The sequence below is a fragment of the Streptomyces formicae genome (genome assembly GCF_002556545.1).
Lineage (GTDB): Bacteria > Actinomycetota > Actinomycetes > Streptomycetales > Streptomycetaceae > Streptomyces > Streptomyces formicae_A.
Map to the genome: position 1 here is coordinate 4,561,703 of NZ_CP022685.1, position 19,790 is coordinate 4,581,492.

A 19,790-nucleotide genomic window follows, 5' to 3' on the forward strand; every position below is an offset into this window, starting at 1 on the left:
CGTGAGACGTCAGCCCGCGTCCGTGGCCGTCGACGCGATCAGTTCCGCGCGGACGTCCTCGGTCGTGAGCGTGGCGCCCGTGGCCGCCTCGGCCTCGTACCGTCGGGCGCCGAGGGCGGCGCGGGCCGCCACCTCGATCTGCTTCGCGTCGGCCGCGGCCCGCGCCGGGCGTCGGTAGCCCGCCCGCAGCCGGGTGGCGACGGCCAGCACGCGCACCGCGCGCACGTGGTCGCCGAGCTCGCTCAGGAGTCTGGCGGCGGTGTCCACCAGGGACGCCACGACCACCTCGGAGCACTGCGTGTCCACGGCGGCCCGCAGGGCGTCCACCAGGATCGGCAGCCCCTCGTCCGGGCCTTCGCTGAGGGCGACGACCTGCGCTTCGAGGCCGCTCAGGACCGCGGTGACCTGCGGTGGCGGGGAGCCGATCCCGGCCTCGTGGCGGGACTCCGCGCACAGCTCGCGGGCGAGCGTGGGGTCGCCCTCGTCCAGTGCCATCATCGCCCGCAGCATCCGTACGAAGGCGCGTGAGTCCGCCACTCCGTAGCGGTCGGCCTCGGCGGTCGCCTCGTCCAGCATCTTCGACGCCATGGCGGAGCTGCCCTCGTAGTAGGTGAGTTCGGCGAGCCTGGCCATCAGGAAGGACGTCTCCGCGAAGGCACCCACTTCGTAGGCGAGCCGCAGTGCTTCCTCGAAGGCGGCACGCGCCTCCTCGTAGTGACTGCGGGCCAACGCGGCCTCGCCCCTCGCGCTGCTGACCTGCGCGCGCAGCCAGCGGTCGCCCGCCCGGCGGCTCAGCGTCCTGAGCTCTTCGAGGTCCTCGTCGACGCCCGAGAGGTGGCCCGGGGTGTCGACGGCCATGTGCGTACGGAACATCAGGACGACGCTGAGCTCCCAGTCGCCGCCGTACGTCCGGCAGTTGGCGATCGAGCGGTCCAGGGCGGGTCGGGCGTCCTTGGGCAGGCCGCCGGTGAAGAAGATGGTGAACGGCCAGATCAGACCGGGGAAGCGGGCGGACTCGGGGCCCTCCCTGTCGAAGGCGCGGCGCACCTGCGCCACGTACTCCATCCGCTCCGCGCCCTCGGTGAGGATCGATCCCGACATCCTGGACTCCTCCACCAGGAACAGGTGGAGGAGCCGCGCCTGCATCCACGGCCAGTAGAGCGGATCGTCCTCGGGCAGGGCGGTGACCTGCGGGGCGAGGCGCAGGAGGCGGGACAGCCAGTCGGCGCCCTCCCTGCGGTAGTTGCGCAGCCACCAGAACCAGGCGGTGTTCAGGGCGAGTTGGATGGTCTCCCCCACCGCCCCGGCGTCGAGGCCCCGCTGGAGGGCCGCGCGGATGTTGTCGAGCTCGGTCTCCAGGCGCTGGATCCACGGCAGTTGCGCCGCGGACCTGAGCTGGGCCTCGGCCTTGGCGACGAGCCCGCCGAAGTACGCGCGGTGGCGGGCCTGTGCGGCGGCGAGCAGCTCGGGGGTCTCGGCCGCGCGCTCGCTCGCGTACTCGTGGATGGTCTCCAGCATGCGGTACCGCATGCCGTCGCCCTCTGCCTCGTCCGAGGGGGTGGCGACGATCAGGGACTTGTCGACGAGCGCGCCGATCAGGTCGGTGGCCGGGCCCGTGCAGACCTCGTCGGCGGCCTCCAGGTCCCAGCCGCCCGCGAAGACGGACACCTCGCGCAGCACCGTGCGCTCGGCCTCCCCGAGCAGGTCCCAGGACCAGTCGACGACGGCCCGCAGGGTCTGCTGGCGGGGCAGCACCGTGCGGGCGCCGCTGGTGAGCAGCCGGAAGCGGTCGTCGAGGCGGTCGGCGATCTGGCGCGGGGTGAGCATCCGCAGCCTGGCCGCGGCCAGTTCGATGGCGAGCGGCAGACCGTCCAGACGGCGGCAGATCTCGGCGACGGCCTCGGCGTCCTGCGCGAGGTCGAAGCCCGGCCGCACCGCGGCGGCCCGCTCGGTGAACAGCCGGTGCGCAGGGTCGGGCGGCAGCGGCTCGACGGGGCGCACGGACTCGCCCGGTACGCCCAGGGGTTCACGGCTGGTGGCGACGATGGTGAGGTCCGGGCAGCGGGTGAGGAGGGTCTCGGCTAGCTCGGCCGCCGCGCCGATCACGTGTTCGCAGTTGTCAAGGATCAGGAGCAGGCTGCGCGGGGCGCAGTACTCGACGAGCAGGGCGACCGGGTCGTCCTGCGGGGCGGCCAGCTCGCTGGTCATCAGAACGGTCTCGCGCAGACCGAGCGCGCTGACGACGGCGCCTGGCACCGCCTCGGGGTGGTCGAGCGGGGCGAGCTCGGCCAGCCATGCCTTCGGATGCCCGGCGGCGGCTTCCTCGGCGAGGCGGGTCTTGCCGGAGCCACCCGGTCCGGTGAGGGTGACGAGGCGGGCCCTGTGCATGTCGGAACGGATGGCGTCGAGCTCGGGTTCCCGGCCGACGAAAGACGTCAAGCGGGTGCGGATGTTCCCGTTCCACGCGGGGCGTTCGGGGCGTTCGTGGCGCTCCGGCCGTTCCGCCGGGCCGGGGCGCCCGGACCGTTCCGACCGGCCGGGGCGCTCGCGTCGCTCGGACCCCTCCAGGTGATCCGAGTGGTCCGAGTGGTCCGAGTGGTCCCGGCGTTCCCGGCCATCCGGGCTCTCCCGCCACTCGCGCTGCTCGGGCCGCCCGGGGCGCGCGGCCCGCCCCGCTCCGTCCCCCTCCGGCAGCCGCAACAACTCCCCGTGCAACGCCCGCAGTTCCGCCCCCGGATCGGCCCCGAGCCCGTCGGCGAGCGTGCGGCGTACCTCCTCGTAGGCGGCGAGCGCGTCGGCTCCGCGTCCGGCGTCGCGCAGGGCGCGGATCAGGAGGGCGTGCAGCGGCTCGTCGTACGGATGGGCGGTGGTCAGTTCCCGCAACTCCGGTACGACGTCGGGGGCGTGCCCGAGCAACAGGTCCGCCTCGATCCGCGCGCGGACGGCCTCGGCGCGCCTGGCCTCGGGGCGGGTGGCGGCGGAACGGTCGGGCAGGTCGGCGAGCGCGGGCCCGCGCCACAGGGCGAGACCCGCGCGCAGGAGGCGCGCGGCGCTCTCCGGCTCCCCTCGGTCGAGCAGCGCCCCGCCCTCGCGCGCGAGGCGCTCGAACCGGTGCAGGTCGACGTCGTCGGGGGCGACGACGAGCCGGTAGCCGCCGGGTTCCGAGGCGACGGCGTCCCTGCCGAGGGCGCGGCGCAACCGGCCGACCAGGGCTTGCAGGGCGGCGGGGGCGTCGGCCGGTGGGTCGTCGGTGTCGGCCCAGACCTCGTCGATGAGCGCGTCCACGGCGCTCGTCCGGTCGGCACGCATCGCGAGGGCGGCCAGCAGGGCGCGCAGCCGCGGGCCGCCCACCGACAGGGGGGTGCCTTGCTCGTCATACGCCTCGGTGGCGCCCAGGATTCCGTACCGCACCGGCCCATTCTCCCTGGAGCGGTGCCCCGGGGCGCGGGGTTTCCCTTCTGCCGGGTGGCGCGGGCTCCTGGGCCCTGTCGTCACACTCCCGTCGTCGCCCGAAGGGCGGCCCCGCGGCGTCTGGTGCGTGCGATCGCAAGGCGCCGGGATGTCCTCGTAGTGGGCCTGCTCGGGCATTCCGGCAACGCCGCGAGCGTGCGTGCCAGACGTCGCGGGCAGACGGGAGTGTGACGACAGGGCCTAGGGCCCGCCCTCAGCGCCCGGCCCCCAGGGCCCCTCGTTGCGGAACCACGGTCCCCGTAGGAACCGCCCGTTGCCGTGCTGGAGTCCCCGTCCAGCACGTTCCTCTTCGCGACAGGAGCCGGCGCAGCCACAGTTCCGTGGAGACGAGGTCGGCGAGGCCGTCGAGCGGCAGAGGCTCGCCCTCGGCCGCCGAGCGCAGGGCCTTGCGGACGACCCGGGCCTCGACCAGTCCCGCCTGGGCGAGGAGCGGGGTGTCGAAGAGGGCGATCAGGTCGTCCACCGCCATGCGCAGCCCGGTGCGGGCCGCGGCCGCGTTCGACGCGTGGGACGGGGCGCCCCAGCCGGGCGGCAGATCGGCGACTCCGGCGCCTTCGAGGACCGTACGCAGGATCGCGGCGCGGGCTCCGGGCTGGACGCGCAGGGCCTCGGGGAGCGCGCGGCAGGCGCGGACCACCTGGTTGTCCAGGAAGGGCGCGTGCAGGCGCTGGAAGCGGACCTCGGCGGCCTGTTCCAGGATGCGGAGGTCCGCGGCGTGCCGGGCGAGGGCCGCCCGCGCGCGGAAGTCGCCGGGGCGCTGTCCCGGGTTGCCGCCGGGCCGCATCCGGGTGTCCTGGAGGCGAACCGATACTTCAGCGAGGGCCTCGCCGGTCAGCCAGCGCGCGGCGGGTCCCGGTCTGGCCCAGGCGAGGGCGGCGAGCGAGGCCCCCACGGCTCCCCCCGGTTCGTCGAAGCGCCGTTGCAGAAGGCGGTCGGCGAGCGACTCGACGCCCGCGCGGTGCGGCATCCTGGCGAGCTTGCGGGCCGCGCCGTACACGCGCGCGGGGACCATCACCGAGCCGTCGGCCTTCGCCAACGCGGCCACGGGGCGGACCAGATGGCGGCGCTTGCGGTCCATCAGGAGGTCGGCGAGGCGGGCCGGATGGGCGTCGAGCACCTGCCGGGCCCCGTAGCCCGTGAAGTGGTCCGCGCTGCCCGAGGAGAGCCGGGCGCGATGGCGCTGGGCGCTCACCAGGGTGGCGCTCGGCTCGTCCGTCAGGGGCCCGTCCAGGTCGGCGTACGGCAGGGCGTCCTCGCCAGCGGCGACCACCACGTGGTGCAGCCGGGGGTTGGCGGCGATGGCGCCCGCGCGTTCCAGTTCGGCCTCGCGGCCGTTGACGGCCAGGTCGTTGAAGGTGACGGCGAGGAGCCGCTCCCCCGCGCCCGTGCCGTGGCCGAGCACCGTGCCGGGCATGCCGGGCAGACCGGCCGCAAGAAGGGCGAGGGTTCCCGAGGCTGGTCCTCCGGAGAGGTCGGCTCCGATGCCGGGCACCGGCATGCCGCGGGCCGCGCGCCGCTCCGCGGGGCCCATGCCGGGCACCGGGCCGGGGTCGACGTCCATGCCGGGCACGTGGCGCGGCGCGGTGAGCCGGGCGCGCACGGCCTCCACGAGGGCGTCGCGCACGCCGTCCACCGCGCTGTCGGCGTCGGCCGAGGGGGCGGCGACGGCGAGCGAGGCGACGGCCTCGTATCCGGCGACCTCCCGTGCGCCCGCGCGCAGGATCAGCGCGTGCCCCGGGGGCACGCGCCGCACGCCCTGGTAGGGCGTCGAGTCGTGCAGCGCCTCGGGGACGTCGGGGGCGGCGAGCAGGGCCGCCAGGTGCCCGATGTCCAGGTGGGCCTCGATGAGGTCCGCGAGGGGCAGTGCGGCGGTCGCGTAGGCCGTGCCGTCCGCCCACGGGGTGTAGAACACCGGGCGGGCGCCCGCGAGATCACCGGCGATCATCATGCGGCGGCCGACCTGGACGACCGCGGTGTAGCTGCCGGACCACGCGGTCAGGTGCCGCAGGGCGCCGCCGCGCGCGGCGAACAGGCCCACCCGGAGCTCCTCGTCGGATGCGCCGCAGGTGCCGAGCACCGCGATCCGGGTCTGTTCGTCGGCCGTCACGGTCCGCACCTCGTCGGCGCGCCAGTCGCCGACCGCCCAGAGCGGATCGGGGTCGCCCCACAGGAGTTGGGAGCCCACCGGGTGCACGGTCTCGCCGTTCTCTCCGGTGGCTCCGGCCGAGCCCACCACCGAGGCCCTCGCGGCGGTACTGCTCCACCCCACCAACCACCGCATCGCTGCCTCCACAGGCTGTGGACAAACCGTCGACGGGACCGGCGAAGGTGTCGACGGAGTTCGGGACGACCAGTGCGCCGGACAGTGCGCCGAAGAACTGGGGTCCCATGCTGCCACGAAGGAGGCGCGCGGGAGGGCCTGCGGGGCCGCTCGCACGGCGATGAATGCGCCCTGGGCGAGCAGTAGTTGAAGGGCAGAACGATACCCTTCGCCTTGCGCTCCCCTGACGAATGGGCGAAATGCCCGCTTCTCTCGACCGGCGCTTTTCGGCCAAATCGGCCTGTGATGCGCCCACGGAGGGACCGTTCGAAGGCAACACACAGTCCGGGAGGCGGTGTTCGCCTCCCGGACCGGTCCGCCGCCCGCGGGGATGGAGGCGGCGGTGTCCCCCAGCCCACTGACTCCAGCGCAGCGGGCCGACCCACGCATCGCCAATGGAAGCGCTCCCGTCATGGCCGGAGAAGAGCGCACACACAGGCGCACGGCCACACGCCGGGAGCACGCAGTGACGACGCCGCACTTCCGTACGGACAACAATCTCGCCATACGGAACTGGGCCTCTTAACGCTTGGGATGCGGCGAACTACGCTGTGTGTGCTGATGTTTTCGCGGAGGCATATACCTGGAGGATCGGCCAAACGCTCTTGCGGCCGGGATTCCGGCCACGACGACCGGGGCTCACGTCACGGTGCGCGTGGCCGCGGGTGCCGCTGCCTTCGGGGGAACGCAGCACGAATGCCGCGCGGTCCAGCCACTGCCCGGCAGCCGTCTGTGTCGAGGGGTGGCGCATGTCCAGGGAGCAACGCGGGCCGAACGAAAAGCTCGGCACCGTTCTCGCCCTCGCGGGAATCAGCAATGCGGGACTCGCGCGCCGGGTCAACGACCTGGGCGCTCAACGCGGGTTGACGCTTCGTTACGACAAGACATCGGTGGCGCGCTGGGTGTCCAAGGGCATGGTGCCCCAGGGAGCCGCGCCCCATCTGATCGCGGCGGCCATCGGGCAGAAGCTCGGCCGACCGGTGCCGCTGCACGAGATCGGTCTCGCGGACGCGGACCCCGCCCCCGAGGTGGGCCTCGCCTTCCCGCGTGACGTGGGGGCGGCGGTGAAGTCGGCGACGGAGCTCTACCGCCTCGATCTCGCGGGCCGCCGCGCGGGCAGCGGCGGCATCTGGCAGTCCCTCGCCGGATCCTTCGCGGTGAGCGCGTACGCGACGCCCGCCTCACGCTGGTTGATAACGCCTGCCGACAGCTCGGTCGCCCGTGACGTCTCCAAGGACCCCGTGCCCCCCGACGACAACGGAGCGCCCCTCAAGGTCGGGCACAGTGACGTACTGAAGCTGCGGGAGGCGGCGGAGGACGCGCGGCGCTGGGACTCCAAGTACGGCGGCGGCGACTGGCGTTCGTCGATGGTCCCCGAGTGCCTGCGGGTCGAGGCGGCGCCGCTGCTCCTCGGGTCGTACTCCGACGAGGTCGGCCGCGCCCTGTTCGGGGCGTCCGCCGAGCTGACCCGCCTCGCCGGGTGGATGGCCTTCGACACGGGCCAGCAGGAAGCCGCCCAGCGCTACTACATCCAGGCGCTGCGGCTCGCGCGCGCGGCGGCGGACGTGCCCCTGGGGGGATACGTGCTCGCCTCCATGTCCCTCCAGGCCACCTATCGGGGCTTCGGCGACGAGGGGGTCGACCTCGCGCAGGCCGCGCTCGAACGCAACCGCGGCCTGGCCACCGCGCGGACCATGAGCTTCTTCCGGCTCGTCGAGGCGCGGGCACACGCGCGTGCCAACGACGCGCAGGCCGCGGGTGCCGCGCTGCGGGCCGCGGAGGGCTGGCTGGAGCGGGCCCGCGACGGCGACAACGACCCGTCCTGGCTCGGCTTCTACTCCTACGACCGCTTCGCGGCCGACGCCGCCGAGTGCTACCGCGACCTGAAGGCACCCCGGCAGGTGCGCCGCTTCACCGAGCAGGCGCTCTCCCGGCCCACGGAGGAGTTCGTGCGCTCCCACGGCTTACGCCTGGTGGTGTCGGCGGTCGCCGAGCTGGAGTCGGGGAACCTCGACGCGGCGTGCGAGCAGGGGACGCGGGCCCTGGAGGTCGCCGGGCGGATCTCCTCCGCGCGGACCACGGAGTACGTGCGGGACCTGCTGCACCGCCTGGAGCCCTACGGGGACGAGCCGCGTGTGGTGGAACTGCGCGAGCGGGCGCGGCCGTTGCTGATGGCGCCGGCCTGAGGGGCCGCCGCCGTGCCCGGGGAAGCTCCCCCGGGCACCCGGCGCGGACCCGGCCCGCACGTGAACGAAGGGGTGGGCCCGAGTTAACCCGCGCGGATCGGCCGGAGAGGATCCGGTCTCCCAGGTTTGAGGGCGATGTCAGTGGCGCAGGGCACTATCTGTGGTGGGAGGTGAGGCGCGGTGAAGAAGGTCGCGTACGACTGCGATGTGCTGGTGATCGGCGGCGGGATCGTCGGCCTGTCGACGGCGTATGCCCTCACGCGCTCCGCTCCCGGCACCCGGGTGACCGTCCTGGAGAAGGAGCAGGGCCCGGCCACGCACCAGACGGGGCGCAACAGCGGAGTGATCCACAGCGGGATCTACTACCGCCCCGGCTCCCTGAAGGCGAAGTACGCGGTGCGCGGCGCCGCCGAGATGATCAAGTTCTGCGCGGAGTACGGCATCGCGCACGAGGTCACCGGCAAGCTGATCGTCGCCACGGAGCGCGCCGAGCTCCCCCGGCTGCACGCCCTGGTCCAGCGCGGCAGGGAGAACGGCATTCCGGTGCGCGAGCTGGGCCCCGCCCAGATCGGTGAGTACGAACCGGAGGTCCGCGGTCTCGCCGCCATCCACGTCGGCACGACCGGGATCTGTGACTACGGAGCGGTGGCCGCGCACCTGGCCGACGCCTCCGGGGCCGATATCCGCTACGGAGCGGGCGGTGAGGCCGTCCACATCGACCGCCGCCCCGAGCTCGGTGTCGCGGTGCGCACGGCCGACGGGGCGGTGGTGCGGGCCAGGGCCCTGGTGAACTGCGCGGGGCTGCACTGCGACGAGATCGCGCGCCGCACGGGCGACGACCCGCAGATGCGGATCGTGCCCTTCCGGGGGGAGTACTACGAACTGACCAGGCCCGAGCTGGTGCGCGGCCTCGTCTATCCCGTGCCCGACCCGGCCTTCCCCTTCCTCGGCGTACACCTCACCCGGGGCATCGACGGAGGCGTGCACGTGGGGCCGAACGCGGTGCCCGCGCTCGCCCGCGAGGGGTACCGGTGGCCGGTCGTGCACCCCCGTGAACTCGCCGGGACCCTGGCGTGGCCGGGATCCTGGCAGATAGCCCGCCGCCACTGGCGGTACGGGGCGGGTGAGCTGCGGCGCTCCCTCTCCAAGTCCGCGTTCACCGAGGCGGTGCGGAGGCTGCTGCCCGCGGTCGATCCCGGTGACCTGGTGCCGCATCCCGCGGGGGTGCGGGCGCAGGCGGTGCTGCGGGACGGGACGCTGGTGGACGACTTCCTCATACGGGAGGGGCCGCGGACGGTGCACGTGCTGAACGCGCCCTCGCCTGCGGCGACGGCGTCTCTCCCCATCGGGAGGGAAGTCGCGCGGCGGGCGCTTGTCGCGTTGCGGGGGGCGTAATTCACGGGGTTTGCGCAGTGCCCCTGCGGGGCGGGCCGGGGCGGCTTCCCTGCGGGTCCGATGGGGCCGGGCGCGCAGCTCCCCGCGCCCCTTACGGGGCGCCCCAGCGCCGCGTCCCTGGCGAAGCCCCACCATCGGCACCGTAAAATCGGCTCACTGTGTCTGACTCATCCCATGCCCCCGAAGCCCCCCGGCCGCCCGGTCGTCCGCAGGCCGCGCCGCGGTTTCCCGGTGGGCCGCAGCCCGATCCCGCGGGGTCGCACCACGAGCGGCGGATCCGCAGCTTCCAGCCCCGGCGGAGCCGGGTCACCACCAGTCAGGGTGACGCCCTGCGTCGGCTCTGGCCCAAGTGGGGCCTGGACATCGACGGACTGCGCACGCTGGACCTCGCCGAGCTGTTCGCCGCGGAGGACGGCACGCCGTCCGGCCTGCCCGTCGTCCTGGAGATCGGCTTCGGCATGGGCGAGGCGACCGCCCAGATGGCCGGGGACGACCCGGACACCGGCATCCTCGCCGTCGACGTGCACACCCCCGGCCAGGGCAACCTCCTCGGCCTCGCCGAGCGGGGCGGCCTGAGCAACGTCCGGGTGGCCAACGGCGACGCGATCATCCTGCTCCGCGAGATGCTCCCGCCCGAGTCCCTCGACGGGCTTCGCGTCTACTTCCCCGACCCCTGGCCCAAGGCCCGCCACCACAAGCGCCGCCTGATCCAGCCGGAGTTCCTGACGCTGGCCGCGCCCTCCCTCAAGCCCGGCGCGCTGCTGCACTGCGCGACGGACTGGGAGGAGTACGCCGAGCAGATGCTGGAGGTGCTCACCGAGCACCCCGACTTCGAGAACACCCAGGCCGACGGCGGATACGCGCCACGGCCCGATTTCCGGCCCCTCACCCGCTTCGAGGGCCAGGGCCTGGACAAGGGCCACGTCGTCCACGACCTGCTCTTCCGCAAGGTCGCGGCCGAGCGGGACTGAGGCACCCTCGCGGCCGAGCGGGACCGAGGCACCGTCGCGGCCACCCGCATCCCTCGTTAGGGTCAACGACGTGGCCACCAGTCCTCCGTATCCGATATCCCTCCCCGCCGGGGCACCCGCCCCGGGGGAGCTCCGTCGCGCCCACTGGTGGCAGCGGCGCGCGATACGCGTGGGCGCGCTCGTCACGCTGCTCGCCCTCTCGGGCCTGGTGATCCTCGCCCTGGTCAGGGAGCAGACCGGCACCGAGGGCTTCCTGGTGGGGCTCGGCCTCGCGGTCGTCCCCGTGCCGCTGCTCGTCGGCGCGTTCCGCTGGCTGGACAGGGTGGCGCCAGGGCCCTGGCGGAACCTCCTCTTCTCCTTCTCCTGGGGGGCCTGCGCGGCCGCGCTCATCGCGATCGTGGCGAACAGCTTCGCGATCCGCTGGATCGCCACCGCCACCGCCGACCCCACCAGCGCGGACACCCTGGGCGCGACCGTCATCGCGCCGATCGTCGAGGAGAGCGCGAAGGCGGCGGCCGTGCTGCTCGTCTTCCTCTTCCGCAGACGGGACTTCACCGGCATCGTCGACGGCGTCGTCATCGCCGGGGTCACCGCGACCGGCTTCGCGTTCACCGAGAACATCCTCTACCTGGGCAACGCCTTCGTCACCGACCAGCTCAGCCGCGAGAGCGGCCTGGCATCGGTGACCGCGGCGACCTTCTTCGTACGCGTCGTGATGTCGCCCTTCGCGCATCCGCTGTTCACCGTCTTCACCGGCATCGGCTTCGGCATCGCCGCGCTCAGCGCCGACCGCCAGCGGGTGCGCAAGGTGCTGCTCCCGCCCGCCGGGCTGCTGCTCGCGATGGGCATGCACGCGCTGTGGAACGGCTCGGCGGTCTTCGGGCAGTACGGCTTCTTCACCGTGTACGCGGTGTTCATGCTGCCCTCGTTCGGGCTGCTCACCTGGCTGGCGATCTGGACGCGGCAGCGCGAACTGCGCACGATCCGTGCCGAGCTCCCGGTGTACGTGGCGGCGGGCTGGCTCACCCCGCCCGAGCCGTTCGCACTCGGCTCGATGCGCGCCCGCGGCCTGGCCCGCGACTACGCCTCGTACACCTGGGGCAAGGACGCGGCGCGCGCCGTCGTGGAGTACGAGGCGTACGCGACGTCGCTCGCGCGCCTGCGGCACCGGGGCAGGTCCGGCCGGGCCGGGGCCGACTTCGTCGTACGGGAGCGGGAGCTGCTCGAACAGCTCTGGGAGCGGCGCGAACTCGCCAGGCCCTCGCTCGCGTACGCCGCGCGGGCCACGGCACCGGTCGTCCTGCCGATGCACCCGCCGATGCCGTACGCCACCTACGGGTACCCGTACGGGCAGCAGGGGCCCTATCCGGCGTACGGGCACCCGGCGTACAACCCCTACCGCTCCTGAGGCACGGCGGCCCTACGCGGAGGCCGCGGTCAGCGCCGCGAGCTCGGCCTCCGTCAGCTCCAGGTCCGCCACCGCGAGCAGCGCGGGCAGCTGTTCGAGCGTGCGCGCGGAGGCGATCGGCGCGGCCACGGTGGGCTGGGCGGCGAGCCAGGCGAGGGCCACGGTGGGGACCTGGACGCCGTGCGTCCGGGCGATCTCGTCGAGCGCGGTCAGGACGCGGTCGCCGCGCTCGGTGCCGACGTACGCCTCGGCACGTCCGCTGCGCGCGCTCTCGACCTTGGTGCCCGGGCGGTACTTGCCGGTGAGGAAGCCCGCGGCGAGCGCGAAGTAGGGGACGGCGGCGAGACCGGAACGCGAGGCGACCTCCTGGAGGGGGCCCTCGTAGGTGTCGCGGGAGACGAGGTTGTAGTGCGGCTGGAGCGCGACGTAGCGCGCGAGGCCCTCGCGGTCGGAGAGGTCGAGGGACTCCTGGAGCCGCTCGGGGCTGATGTTCGAGGCGGCGATGGCCCGCACCTTGCCCGCCCGCACCAGCTCGTCGAGGGTTCCGATGATCTCCTCGACGGGGACCGACTCGTCGTCGAAGTGCGTGTAGTAGAGGTCGATGTAGTCGGTGCCGAGGCGCTGGAGGGAGGCGTCGGCGGCGGCCTTGATGGTCGTCGCGGAGAGGCCCTTGTAGTCGGGGTGGGCGCCGACCTTGGTGGCCACGACGATGTCGGAGCGGTTGCCGCGCTCGGTGAGCCACTCGCCGATGAGGGTCTCGGACTCGCCGCCCTTGTTGCCGTCGACCCAGGCCGTGTACGCGTCGGCGGTGTCGACGAAGTTGCCGCCCGCCGCGGCGTAGGCGTCCAGGACGGCGAAGGACGCGGTCCTGTCGGCGGTCCAGCCGAAGACGTTGCCGCCCAGGGAGAGCGGGAAGACCTCGAGGTCGGAGGAGCCGAGTGTGCGAAGAGAAGTCATGTGCTGCTCAACGCGCCCACGGGAAACGGAATTCCGTGTAGGCCCCACCAAACCGGGGCCCTGACGTCGGGGGGTTGTCGCCAGGACCTCCGGGGTTCTGGTGGTGCGTCAGGGGTTCAGGCCCTTGCCCTGCAGCCAGCCGAGCGGGTCGATCCCGGTGCCGTCGGGCGTGTGGACCTCCATGTGGAGGTGCGGCCCGGTCACGTTGCCGGTCGCGCCGACGCGGCCGATGACGTCGCCGGTGGAGACCTTCTGGCCCGCGCTGACGTTGAGCGAGGACTGGTGGCAGTACCAGATCTCCGTGCCGTCCTCGAGCTCCAGGACGGTGCGGTAGCCGTAAGCGCCCGCCCAGCCCGCCTCCTTGACGGTGCCGGTGTGCACGGCCTTGAGCGGCGTGCCGGTCGGCGCCGCGAAGTCGAGGCCGGTGTGGTGGCCGGAGGACCACATGGATCCGGAGTCGCCGAAGTGCGAGGTCAGCGTGTACGAGGAGGTGGGGATCACGTAGCTCTTGGCGAGCTTCGCCAGGCGCTCGGCCTCCGCCTTGGCCTTGCGGGCCTCCTCCTCCTTCTTCTTCTTGGCGGCGGCCTTGGCCGCCACCTCCTTCTCGGCCGCCTTCTGCTGGGCGGCGGCCTCCTCGGCGGCCTTCTCGGCGGCGGCCTGCTCGGCCTCGGCGCGCACCGCGTCGTCCGCCTGGTGCTGCTGGTTCTCGGCCTGCCGCATGATGCGGCTGCGCAGCGCCTCGCCCGCGTCGGTGGTGCCCTGCTCGGCGTCGGTGGTGCTGACACCGGCGGCGGTGAGCGGCGCGGCGGCGGTGCGGGCGCTCGCGTCCGAGGAGTCCGACGAGTCGTCGGACATCAAGGAGCCCACGCCCGGCAGGGACTTGGCGTCGGGAAGCGAGTCGGCGACGGCTCCGACGCCCGGCAGGTCGGGCATGGATATGGCGACCGGCGGCTTGCCGCCCTGCGCGGTGGCGATGCCGCCCGCGCCGACCGCGGCTATGACGCCGACGCCGAGAACGGTGGAGCTACGGGCGAGCCCGCCGCCCTTCTTGTGCACGCGGTGCCTGCCGCGGACGGGACGGATGGACTCCTCGGTGGGGTTCCACTCTTCCCAGGACTCCGGGTCGTATCCACCGAAGTCGTCGTCATTCGGCACATACGGGGCTTGGGGGGCAGGCCGGTTGGACGCCACTGGGGCGCACTCCTTTCCTTCCTTCTCGCCTACCGGGTTAGCTGACGGGTTCGGAGCAGGAAGGTCTCCTACGGACATCTGGCACGGATGCGCAGAGGTCCGATTCACCCCAAGTTGGTGGTTCCCCGGCTCCCTTGCGGGATTAGGCGCGTGCGCACGGAGCCGCCTCTAGTGACGGCTGGGACGACCGCGCTGCGTTATCGAACGTTAATAGACAGCGGGGGCGGATTCCAAGCCGTTCCGACTGATCGTTAACGCCCTTGGCCTGTACTTAACGGGACACGGGGGTGAGGAACGGGGCGAGTTGACCCCGGAACCGCCCACACCGGAACTTCACATTCTCTTGACAGTGCGTCAGTTGTTATGCGGAGGGGCGCGCTTCACTCACCGTCGGTGACCTCCCCGTCGGTGACCTCCGCCTGGTGTACGACGGGACGCCGCACCGCGAGCAGCGCCATGTCGTCCGTCGCCCCGCCCCCGGTGTGCCGCCGCACCTCCTGCACGAGCGTGGCGAGCAGCGCGTGCGGGCCGTCCAGGCCCGGGAAGATCCGGCCGCCGAGGCGCGCCGCCGGATCGTAGAAGACGCCCGCCGCGTCCCGCGCCTCGGAGAGGCCGTCCGTGTAGAAGAGCAGCGTCGCGCCCGGCGGGAACTCCGACTCGTCCGCGCGGTCCGGCCAGGCCCCCAGATCTCCCATGCCGAGCGGCAGCGCGGGCTCGGTCGCCGCGAGCACGCGCAGGCGACCGTCCCCGCGCAGCAGCAGCGGGGCCGGGTGCCCCCGGTTGATCAGGCGTACGACGCCTTCGCCGTGCCGGATCTCGCCGAGGACTGCGGTGGTGAACCCCTCGAACGCGTCGAGCCCTTCGCGCCGGGTGCCCTCGCGCGCGAGGGCGCGCTCCAGGCGCTGCGCCACCGCCTCCAGCGTGGCCTCCTGCTCGGCGGCCTCCCGGAAGGCGCCGATGACCACGGCGACGGCCGCGACCGCGCCCATGCCCTTGCCCCGTACGTCGCCGACGATGAGCCGTACGCCGTGCGGGGTGTCCTGCACGGCGTAGAGGTCCCCGCCGATGAACGCGTCGGCCTGCGCGGCCTCGTACCGTGCCGCGATGTCCAGGCCGCCGATGCGCGGATCCGGTTCGGGCAGGACGGCGCGCTGGGTGGCCTCCGCGATGGTGCGCGCGGTGGCGAGCCTGGCGTTGCCCCGGCGCACCACGCGGTTGATGACGACCGCGAGCCCCGCGACCGTCAGCACGGTGATCAGCTCGGTGACCGTCTCGACCGTGCTGTCGAACGAGTTTCCGTAGTGCAGGAGCAGGACGGCGGCCGACGCCGCCGCGCCGGTCAGGACGGTGTTGAGCAGCGAGTAGAAGGGGGCGGCGATCAGCGGGGCCGCGGTGAACAGGGGCGCCGCGGTGAACTCGGGCGGTGTCAGCGCGTCGTACACCACTCCGACGACGAGCAGCAGGACGGGCAGTGCCCGCACGAAGGTCCCTTCGTGCGCGGTGGCGCCGCTGTCGTCGATCCGGTCGGCGCGTCTCCCCCCACGGCCACCGTCACGTCCTCCTCGCTGCCCCACCGCTCGCTCTCCCGCCGACTGTGCGCGCCCAGCACCTCACCGCGCTGCACTCAGGCTTCCCGCAGCGCGGTGAGGGTGCGACCTGGTGTGGGCCGACCGGGTTAGGCGCCGGTCACCGCGGGGACGGGTGCGAGCCGCCCCGACCTGGCGAGTCCGCGCAGCGCCACCGCGCAGCACGCGCCGAGGGCGGCCAGGACCAGCCAGGGCAGTGCGGGCAGGTCACGGGTGGCGTCGAGCAGGGCGCCCATGCCGAGGTTGCCCGCGGTGATGCCGATGCCGCAGACGGTGTTGTAGAGGCCGTAGTGCGTGGCCACCCAGCGGTCCCCCGCGAGCGAGACGACGGTGTCCATCTCGAAGGGGTAGAGCACGGCGGTCGCCGCGGCGAGCGCCGCCGCGCACAGGAGCAGGCCCGCGACCCCGACGTACCGGGAGCCGCCGAGCGCGGGCGGCAGGAACGCGGCGCCCATCAGGCCGAGCCCGGCGACCAGGCACTGCTCGCGCGTCCAGGTGCGTCGGCACCAGTCGGTGATCCGCAGCTGCCCGAGCAGCGCGACGAGCCCGGACACCACGAAGAGCGAGCTGGTCGCGACGGTGCCCGCGGTGCCCTCGCCGAGCAGCCGCTCCACGGACAGCGGCAGCGCGAGGTAGACCTGGAAGGACAGGACGTACGACCCGGTCATGGCGAGCGAGAAGAGCCAGAACGTCCGGTTGCCGAGCACCACGCGCCACTGGCCGCCCGCCTCCGCCGCGGCCTCGGTGCGCCGCCGCGCGGGCAGCCGGAGGATCTGGACCACCGAGAGCGCCGCGAACAGCACGGCGGCCACCGCGCAGGTCAGCCGGAAGTCGAACCCCGTCAGGGCGAGTCCGACGAGCGGCCCGAGCAGGATGCCGGTCTGGTAGAAGACGTTGAACAGCGCGAACGCCTCCACGCGGCGCTCGGGCGGCCCCGCCTCCGCGGCGACGTACGCCCGTACCGCCGGATTGAAGAGCGCCCCCGCGAGCCCGGTCGCCACCGACGCGGCGATCAGCACCGGCAGCGTGTCGGCGAAGGCGAGCGCCCCGAAGCCGACGGTCCGCAGCGCGCACCCCGCGACGATCATCGGCTTGAAGCCGAGCCTGTCGGCGAGCGCCCCGCCGACCAGGAACATGCCCTGCTGGGAGAGGTTCCTGACCCCGAGCACCAGGCCCACCGCCCAGGCGGCGAGCCCGAGTTGGCCCGACAGATGGGCCGCCAGGTACGGCATCAGCATGTAGAAGCCGAGGTTGATCGTGAACTGGTTGACGAAGAGCAGCTGCACCGCGGGCTCGAACGCCCTGGCCCGGCGCCAGATCCCGGTCACAGCACCGCACCCTTGGTGCTGCGGGCCCACCGGGACCACTCGGTGATGCCCTGCTCGGGCCCGGTCACCTCGCGGGGCTTGTCCGGCACCGCGCCGCCGGTCAGGCCCTTGGCCGCGCAGTACTCGTCGCTGAAGACCGTGTCGAAGTAGCGCTGCGGTCCGTCGGGGAAGACCGCGGCGACGCGGGTGCCGCGCGGCCGCGTCCTGGCCAGCCAGCCGGCCACCAGCGCCACCGCGCCGACGCTCCAGCCGCCGGTGGCGAACTGCCGCTCGGCGAGCCGCCGCGCGCACCGCACCGCCTCCGCGGGCCCGACCCAGTGCACCTCGTCGAAGGCGTCGTGGTCGACGTTGCCGGGGTGGATCGAGGAGCCGAGGCCGCGCATCAGGCGCGGGCCCGCGTCCAGGCCGAAGATGGTCGAAGCGACGCTGTCCACGCCGACCAGTTCGAGCCCCGGCAGCGCGCCGCCGCGCAGCGCCCGCGCGATCCCCGCCGAGTGCCCGCCGGTCCCGACCGCGCACACGAGCACGTCGAACTGGCCGAGCTGCCCGACGAGTTCGGCCGCGAGCGGGCCGTAGGCCGCCGGGTTGTCCGGGTTGTGGTACTGGTTCGGGCACCACGCGCCGCCGCCGAGCTCGGGCCCCGCCATGAGCTCGGCGACCCAGTCGACGCGCGCCTGCTGCCAGCCTCCCCGGCCGCTCGGTTCGCGTACGAGGTGGATGCGGGCGCCGTGCGCGGTGAGCATGCGCTCCACGATGGGTTCCAGGCCCGGGTCGGTCACGATGTGCACGGGGTGGCCGTACCGCACCCCGGCGAGCGCGAGGCCGAGCCCGAGGGTGCCCGACGTCGACTCGACGATGGGCGCGCCGGGCCTCAACTCGCCGCGCGCACGCGCCCTTTCGACCATGTAGAGGGCGGCGCGGTCCTTGATGCCGCCGAAGTTGAAGCCTTCGAGCTTGGCCCAGAAGCCCCGGCCGCCGTCGTCCGACGGTTCGTCGATCCAGAGCACGGGGGTGTTTCCCACGGCGGCCGCCGCGGGCTGCAAGTTGCTGATCATGTAGCTGACGTCCTTCGGGTACGCGGATGAGGGCACTGACGGAGTGGTCGGGCTCCGTGTGCGCTCAGTTCCTGTCGATCCCGATGGCGATGAGCAGTGAGTGGCCCGCGACGTGCGGTCCTGCCCTGGTCCGGGTGGCGAGCGAGCGGCCGCCGCCGGGCGGGGCGGACGAGACCTCGACGCGGCCCGCCCCCACCCCGTCCGGCACGGCACGGTCCACGGGCTGCGCGGCGACCTGCCCGTCGGCCTCGGCGTGCGCGCCGTGCCCGGACCCCGGGCACTCGTGCTGGCCGACGGCGCTGACGGGGGCGCCCGCGGGGGTGACGTTCAGGTGGCCGTGGCAGACGCCGAGGAAGAGCGCGCACACGGCGAACAGCAGCGCGAGGACGAACCCTCGCCCCGGCCTTCGCCTCGGCCTCACCGAACCCACCATGCCCACGCGACCCATAGTGAACACGAAACTACTCACCGCACACGTGTCAGCGCAAAGGCGACAATGCGCCAAATCGGCGGCGCGGGAAAACACCGAAGGCCCGGAACCATTTTCATGGTTCCGGGCCTTCGGCCTTCAGTAGCGGGGACAGGATTTGAACCTGCGACCTCTGGGTTATGAGCCCAGCGAGCTACCGAGCTGCTCCACCCCGCGTCGGTGAACACAACTCTACGCCATCCGGAGGGGTGGTTCGAACCACTTACGTGTTGCCCGCGTGCGTGAGGGTCTCCCAGGCCACGAAGAGGTCGTCCGTCCCCTCGGGCCGCCGCTGCTCCGTGTACTTCTCGGTCTGCGGCATCGCCAGCTTCAGCCGCCCCCGCAGGTGGTTCAGGCCCACCTCGGTGTCGGGCCCCATGTCGCGCCGCACCTTGCCGCCGCACAGCCAGTCCGGCGCCTTGGCGCCCAGCTGGTACGTGGAGTGGAACTCGAAGGCGGCCCGCAGCCGGTCCTCGACCTCGCCGTACAGGTCGACGCCCTGGTGGTGGGCGGTCTCCGCCATGTGCGCGGTCGCGGCGAGCGAGTAACTGGCGTGCTTGAAGTTGCGGCACGTCTCCTGGGAGAGCCCGTCGGCGAAGGTGCCCTGCCCGAACCAGTACTTCTTCAGCTCGGCGGCGGTGTCGATGTCACTGCCCTCCGGCGAGACGGGCAGCTTCCCGTCGGACTTCAGGTAGAAGTACGCGGGCACCCGCGTCCTGAAGTGGTGCACGGCCTTCTCGAACGTGGCGTGGTCGTCGAGGAAGACGGCCATGCCCATCGTCGCGTCGGCCATCACCAGGTCCCAGTTGCCGTTGAAGTCGGCGGACCCGTCCCGGACCTGGGGCAGATAGGCGTTGCGCAGCATCCGCTCGAAGCGGAGCAGCTGTCCGTCGTTCCAGCCGTCGTAGGTGTACCGCACGGCCTCGGCGGCCCGCGCCCACGAGGAGGCGGCCCAGGCGGTCTGGAGCCCGGCGTTGGCCTCGGTGTGCCCGGTGATCACCTTCGCCCAGGCGTCCATGATCTGCACGGCCTTCTCGGCGTGCGCGCGCTCGCCGGTGATGTTCCAGAGCAGGGCCTGCGTGTACGCGGCGAGCGCGTCCTCCCGCTCCTCCACGCACCCCCGTCCCGGCCGGGTGTCGGGCGGGCACTCCACCACGGCGTACGGAGTGGCCTGATAGTCGTCCGCCGCGTACTTGCTCCCGCGCATCTGCTCGAACGCGGCGAGCCACGGCTGCTCCTTGGCCTCGACGCGCGCCCGCACCCGCTTGAGCTGCGCCCCGCTGACGAGTACGCCGGGGTGTCTGAACGCCCGGTCGAGCGGCCGGGCGGCAGCGGTCCGGGTGTCCGCCCCACCGGAATCCCCGGATCCGCCACCACAGGCGACGGCCAGCACGAGGAGGGGCACGGCCATCAGCACGAGAACGCGCCGCCCTCTGCCACACACGGCTGCTGC

The 19,790-nt window shown here is 73.3% G+C and carries 13 protein-coding genes, 1 tRNA gene and 1 riboswitch; of the genes, 4 read left to right on the forward strand and 10 right to left on the reverse strand.

Going from position 1 to position 19,790, the window contains the following annotated elements; genetic code table 11:
- Positions 1–9: 9 nt before the first annotated feature.
- Together KY5_RS19490 and KY5_RS19495 are read right to left on the reverse strand one after the other, a co-directional pair.
- Positions 10–3,411 carry an AfsR/SARP family transcriptional regulator gene (locus KY5_RS19490; protein WP_234362789.1) on the reverse strand — a complete coding sequence of 1,134 codons (3,402 nt, stop codon included), beginning with the start codon at positions 3,409–3,411 and terminating at the stop codon, positions 10–12.
- Between the two features lie 253 nt (positions 3,412–3,664).
- Positions 3,665–5,752 (reverse strand): asparagine synthase-related protein, encoded by a 2,088-nt coding sequence (locus tag KY5_RS19495; protein WP_098243460.1) that lies wholly within the window; start codon positions 5,750–5,752, stop codon positions 3,665–3,667.
- A gap of 788 nt (positions 5,753–6,540) precedes the next feature.
- Between KY5_RS19495 and KY5_RS19500 the strand changes: the two genes are divergently transcribed.
- From KY5_RS19500 to KY5_RS19515, 4 genes are all read left to right on the forward strand, one after another.
- A complete protein-coding gene (locus KY5_RS19500; RefSeq protein ID WP_098243461.1) occupies positions 6,541–7,977 on the forward strand; it encodes an MFS transporter in 1,437 nt (478 codons plus the stop codon).
- Between the two features lie 180 nt (positions 7,978–8,157).
- Positions 8,158–9,372 carry an L-2-hydroxyglutarate oxidase gene (gene lhgO / locus KY5_RS19505; protein ID WP_098243462.1) on the forward strand — a complete coding sequence of 405 codons (1,215 nt, stop codon included), beginning with the start codon at positions 8,158–8,160 and terminating at the stop codon, positions 9,370–9,372.
- Between the two features lie 158 nt (positions 9,373–9,530).
- Positions 9,531–10,343 (forward strand): tRNA (guanosine(46)-N7)-methyltransferase TrmB, encoded by an 813-nt coding sequence (gene trmB / locus KY5_RS19510; RefSeq protein WP_098243463.1) that lies wholly within the window; start codon positions 9,531–9,533, stop codon positions 10,341–10,343.
- 70 nt (positions 10,344–10,413) lie between these two features.
- Positions 10,414–11,751, forward strand: coding sequence for a PrsW family intramembrane metalloprotease (locus KY5_RS19515; protein WP_098243464.1), 1,338 nt, complete (start codon positions 10,414–10,416; stop codon positions 11,749–11,751).
- 12 nt (positions 11,752–11,763) lie between these two features.
- On the opposite strand, the gene KY5_RS19520 is transcribed toward KY5_RS19515, so the two are convergent.
- From KY5_RS19520 to KY5_RS19555, 8 genes are all read right to left on the reverse strand, one after another.
- Positions 11,764–12,708 carry an aldo/keto reductase gene (locus KY5_RS19520; protein WP_098243465.1) on the reverse strand — a complete coding sequence of 315 codons (945 nt, stop codon included), beginning with the start codon at positions 12,706–12,708 and terminating at the stop codon, positions 11,764–11,766.
- 108 nt (positions 12,709–12,816) lie between these two features.
- On the reverse strand, positions 12,817–13,899 hold the full coding sequence (locus tag KY5_RS19525) for a M23 family metallopeptidase (RefSeq protein WP_098243466.1): 1,083 nt from the start codon (positions 13,897–13,899) through the stop codon (positions 12,817–12,819).
- Positions 13,900–13,910: 11 nt separating this feature from the next.
- Positions 13,911–14,058, reverse strand: a riboswitch (cyclic di-AMP (ydaO/yuaA leader).
- A 221-nt stretch (positions 14,059–14,279) separates the two neighbouring features.
- Positions 14,280–15,380, reverse strand: a complete 1,101-nt coding sequence (locus KY5_RS19530; RefSeq protein WP_098243467.1) for a PP2C family protein-serine/threonine phosphatase — start codon at positions 15,378–15,380, stop codon at positions 14,280–14,282.
- 194 nt (positions 15,381–15,574) lie between these two features.
- A complete protein-coding gene (locus tag KY5_RS19535) occupies positions 15,575–16,813 on the reverse strand; it encodes an MFS transporter (protein ID WP_098243468.1) in 1,239 nt (412 codons plus the stop codon).
- Complete coding sequence (locus KY5_RS19540) at positions 16,810–17,868, reverse strand: PLP-dependent cysteine synthase family protein (protein ID WP_098247363.1); 1,059 nt, start codon at positions 17,866–17,868, stop codon at positions 16,810–16,812. Before KY5_RS19540 ends, KY5_RS19535 begins: the two co-directional genes overlap by 4 nt.
- A 64-nt stretch (positions 17,869–17,932) precedes the next feature.
- A complete protein-coding gene (locus KY5_RS19545; RefSeq protein ID WP_159072556.1) occupies positions 17,933–18,289 on the reverse strand; it encodes a hypothetical protein in 357 nt (118 codons plus the stop codon).
- Between the two features lie 151 nt (positions 18,290–18,440).
- Positions 18,441–18,514 (reverse strand) — tRNA-Met (locus KY5_RS19550).
- A 46-nt stretch (positions 18,515–18,560) separates the two neighbouring features.
- Positions 18,561–19,748, reverse strand: a complete 1,188-nt coding sequence (locus KY5_RS19555; RefSeq protein WP_098247364.1) for an alginate lyase family protein — start codon at positions 19,746–19,748, stop codon at positions 18,561–18,563.
- Positions 19,749–19,790: the final 42 nt, after the last annotated feature.

Coding starts and splice junctions, on each gene's coding strand:
- KY5_RS19495 (WP_098243460.1), bottom strand. CDS start 5,752: ATGCGGTGGTTGGTGGGGTGGAGCAGTACCGCCGCGAGGGCCTCGGTG.
- KY5_RS19500 (WP_098243461.1), top strand. CDS start 6,541: ATGTCCAGGGAGCAACGCGGGCCGAACGAAAAGCTCGGCACCGTTCTC.
- KY5_RS19520 (WP_098243465.1), bottom strand. CDS start 12,708: ATGACTTCTCTTCGCACACTCGGCTCCTCCGACCTCGAGGTCTTCCCG.
- KY5_RS19540 (WP_098247363.1), bottom strand. CDS start 17,868: ATGATCAGCAACTTGCAGCCCGCGGCGGCCGCCGTGGGAAACACCCCC.
- KY5_RS19555 (WP_098247364.1), bottom strand. CDS start 19,748: ATGGCCGTGCCCCTCCTCGTGCTGGCCGTCGCCTGTGGTGGCGGATCC.